The following is a 3,372-nucleotide window of genomic DNA, read 5'->3' on the forward strand; positions in this document are numbered from 1 at the left end:
GTGCCGGGCACCCGCGGCTTCGGCTCACGCGCATCCACCGACCTCAAGCCGGGGCGTAGTCCACGAAGAAGGTGGCGACCAGTCGGCCTCGAGCCGGGTCTGGCGACAGCAGCGACGTGTCCTCGATCACGCCGCTGTGGAGGGTGCAGCTCCGGTAGGCGAGCACGCGGTTGAACCGGGCGGCGATCGCCGCGGTGCGGGCATACCCGGGGACGTCGGCGCCGGGGTATCCATCTTCGGGCCGCAGCCTCGCCAGCCCCGCAGTGCGGGCGGCGATGTAGCGTTCGCGCGTCTCCGGGCCGACCTGTTCGAGGCCGGTTTCGACCTGGCGATAGAACGCGGTGCCGCCGAATGGCGCTCCGCACAGGAAGTGCATGATTGCCACCCTGTCCGGCCGCGCGACATCGATATGCGGCACGCGCTGCAGCGGCGTGAGCTCGGCAGGCGATAGCGTCACCATCGAGAAGCTGCACTCGAAGCGCACGACCTTCATCGTGCCGCCGCCGAGCAGCCTGTTCACGATGGGATTGTGCAGGCGCGCGATCAGAGCCCGGGCATAGGCCGCCGGCAGACCGGCGCGGAGGCCCGGGAAGCTGCCCGGCGGCATCGCCTGCCACGGCCGTACGGCGCAGGCGGCGCCGCGCAACGCCGCGGCGCCCTCCGCCACGTCGTCGATCACCAGCACCGGCTCACCCGACGCTCCCACGGGAACGACGTCGATCGTGAGGGACGGCGCGATCGCGAAGGCCATGACGGGCAAGGTTGTCGAGTTCGCTTCGACGGCGCAAGCTTCATGCCATGCCTCGCGCGCCCCTGCGGCACGGCCTGGTCAAGCGAGCGGATAGCGATGCGTGAAGCGATGCGGGTGGTGATTGCCGGCGGCGGCTCGGCCGGCTGGATGGCTGCGGCGGCGCTGTCGCAGTATTTCGGCACGCGCCTGTCGGTCAGCCTCGTCGAATCGGAAGAGATCGGGATCGTCGGTGTCGGCGAGGCGACAATCCCGCAGATCCGGCTGTTCAACGCGGGCCTTGGCCTCGACGAGCGCGCCTTCCTGCGCGAGACCATGGGCACGTTCAAGCTCGGCATCGAGTTCGTCGGCTGGCGGCGCGACGGCATGCGCTACTTCCACGGCTTCGGCGAGGTCGGCCGGGCCATCGGCCTGGTGCCGTTCCACCATTACTGGCTGCGCTACCGTCGGGAAGGCGGCACGCTGCCCCTCGACCGGTTCAGCCCGAACACCATGGCGGCGCGGGAGAACCGGTTCGGCGTGCCCGCCGGTGGATTCGCGGCGCGACTGCCTGCCTCGGCCTATCATTTCGACGCGACGCGCTACGCGGCGTTCCTGCGCCGCTACGCCGAGGCACGCGGCGTGATCCGGCGCGAAGGGAAGATCGTCAATGTCCGCCTCGACAGCGAGAGCGGCTTCGTCCGCGGGCTCGACCTGGCCGATGGCGGACAGCTCGAAGGCGACCTCTTCATCGACTGCTCGGGCTTCCGCGGGCTGATCATCGAACAGGCTCTGGCGTCCGGGTTCGAGGACTGGTCGCACTGGCTGCCATGCGACCGCGCCCTGGCCGTGCCTTCCACCGGCGATGGCAAGCTCGAACCCTACACGCGCTCGACGGCGCGCGAGGCAGGCTGGCAGTGGCATATCCCGCTGCGTCATCGCACGGGCAACGGACATGTCTATTCCAGCAGCTTCACCAGCGACGACGAAGCGCATCGCGTGCTGCTGGCGAACCTGCCCGGCGATCGGCTCGCCGATCCGCGGCCCTTGAGCTTCCTCACCGGCAAGCGCCGGGAGATCTGGAAGAAGAACTGCATCGCGCTGGGGCTTGCCAGCGGCTTTCTGGAGCCTCTCGAATCGACCAGCATCCACCTGATTCAGGCTGGCATCGCGCGGCTTCTGTCGCTCTTCCCGGATCCGCAATGCGACCCGGTGCTGGTACGGGAGTTCAACCGGCAGCTCGACTGGGAATTCACCGCCGTGCGCGACTTCCTGATCCTGCACTACCACGTCACGGAGCGAGACGGTTCGGAGTTCTGGCGCTACTGCCGGGCCATGGCGATCCCCGACAGCCTGCAGGAAAAGCTGGAGATGTTCCGCACCTCTGGCCGGATCGTGCGGCAGAACATGGAGCTCTTCGACGTGCCGAGCTGGCTGCAGGTGATGTGGGGCCAGGGGCTGCGGCCTGCGGGGCATCACCCGATGGTTGATGCCGCCTCCGCCGCCGACCTCGCCGGCTACATCGCGATGAACGAGCGTGAGACGAGCGAGCAGGTCGCGGCCCTTTCGGACCACGCATCCTACCTTGTGCGGCTGGTCGGGGACGAGGGATCGGTCCCCAGCGAGCAGCCGACGGCGCGCGCCGCGCGGTAAACGATTATGCTGTGCATGTCGCGCCGGCGCACCGAGCCGCTGGCGGGCCGCCCGCCGCTCCGCCGCCGCGAGGGAGCTCAGCCGGGCTGGGCGGCAGGTTCGGTCTTGCGCGCCCCCATCTTTTCCAGGAGCTCGGGTTCGACCAGCCGCGTGATCAGCGGATGGAGCCGCAGTTCGCCCGACTTCGCCACCTGACGGAAGCTGGCGATCACCGCGGCCGTGGTGGCCTTGTCGGTCGCGACGACGTCGAGCAGCCAGTTGATCGGGCCGCTGGTCCAGTCCTCGCCCTTCAGCCGGACTGGGAAGACGCCGGCCTTCACCTGCTCGCGGATGCGCGCATCGACCTCTTCGGACACGCTCGCCCATATCGCGAAGCCGGCCATGTCGGGTGCGGGCGCCGCGTCGGATTTCGGCGGGTAGGCGATGGCCAGGCGGTCGCGCAGCATCGGGTCGAGCACGAGGTGCTGCAGGTCGGCCAGCATCTGCGAGCGGTAGCGCGGCAGCATCATCATCGCCATCACCGCCTTGCCGAAGTTCTCGCGCACGGCCGACCGCACCTGGGCGATCTTGCGCGCCACCTCAGGGTCCAGCTGCTGCGCCGCCGCGGCGCCGGCGGCAGCGGAGCCCTCGGCGGAATCGTTCGTGCCCGCGTTCATCGGCGTTGCCCGTACGGCTGCGTGGCGGCGAGACGCGACAGGACGGTCATGAAGCCCGTCGACGGCCTCTGCGCGCCACAGGATCGGATGCCTGGGGACGGTGACGCTGGCTGGTCAGGGATGTCAAGCCGGTGCGTTCGCCGACTGTTCCAGAGCTTCGTTGACCGGTCCGGTCACGAACAATTACAGTCGCGATCTGGGGTTTGATACGCAACGTCCGCTTTCGCCGGCGGGCGTATCGGTGAGCGACCCGTCGGTCGCGACCGTCCGAGCATCGATGCGCGGCCGCCTTGCCGGCAGCTGCGCTGGCGTGCCGGTACAGGGAGGCGTTCGTAC

At 69.2% G+C, this 3,372-nt stretch carries 3 protein-coding genes; 1 reads left to right on the top strand and 2 read right to left on the bottom strand.

The annotated features are described in order from the left end of the window. Window positions 1-43: 43 nt before the first annotated feature. Window positions 44-751, bottom strand: a complete 708-nt coding sequence (locus tag DFH01_RS12850) for a DUF6445 family protein (protein WP_146217053.1) — start codon at window positions 749-751, stop codon at window positions 44-46. Window positions 752-847: 96 nt separating this feature from the next. On the opposite strand from DFH01_RS12850, the gene DFH01_RS12855 reads away from it, so the two are divergent. Further along, complete coding sequence (locus DFH01_RS12855; RefSeq protein ID WP_199231226.1) at window positions 848-2,380, top strand: tryptophan halogenase family protein; 1,533 nt, start codon at window positions 848-850, stop codon at window positions 2,378-2,380. Window positions 2,381-2,457: 77 nt separating this feature from the next. On the opposite strand, the gene DFH01_RS12860 is transcribed toward DFH01_RS12855, so the two are convergent. Beyond that, window positions 2,458-3,036: a toxin-activating lysine-acyltransferase gene (locus DFH01_RS12860; protein ID WP_109870886.1), complete on the bottom strand. Its 579-nt coding sequence runs from the start codon at window positions 3,034-3,036 to the stop codon at window positions 2,458-2,460. Window positions 3,037-3,372: the final 336 nt, after the last annotated feature.

This window comes from Falsiroseomonas bella (genome assembly GCF_003173615.1).
Taxonomy (GTDB): domain Bacteria; phylum Pseudomonadota; class Alphaproteobacteria; order Acetobacterales; family Acetobacteraceae; genus Falsiroseomonas; species Falsiroseomonas bella.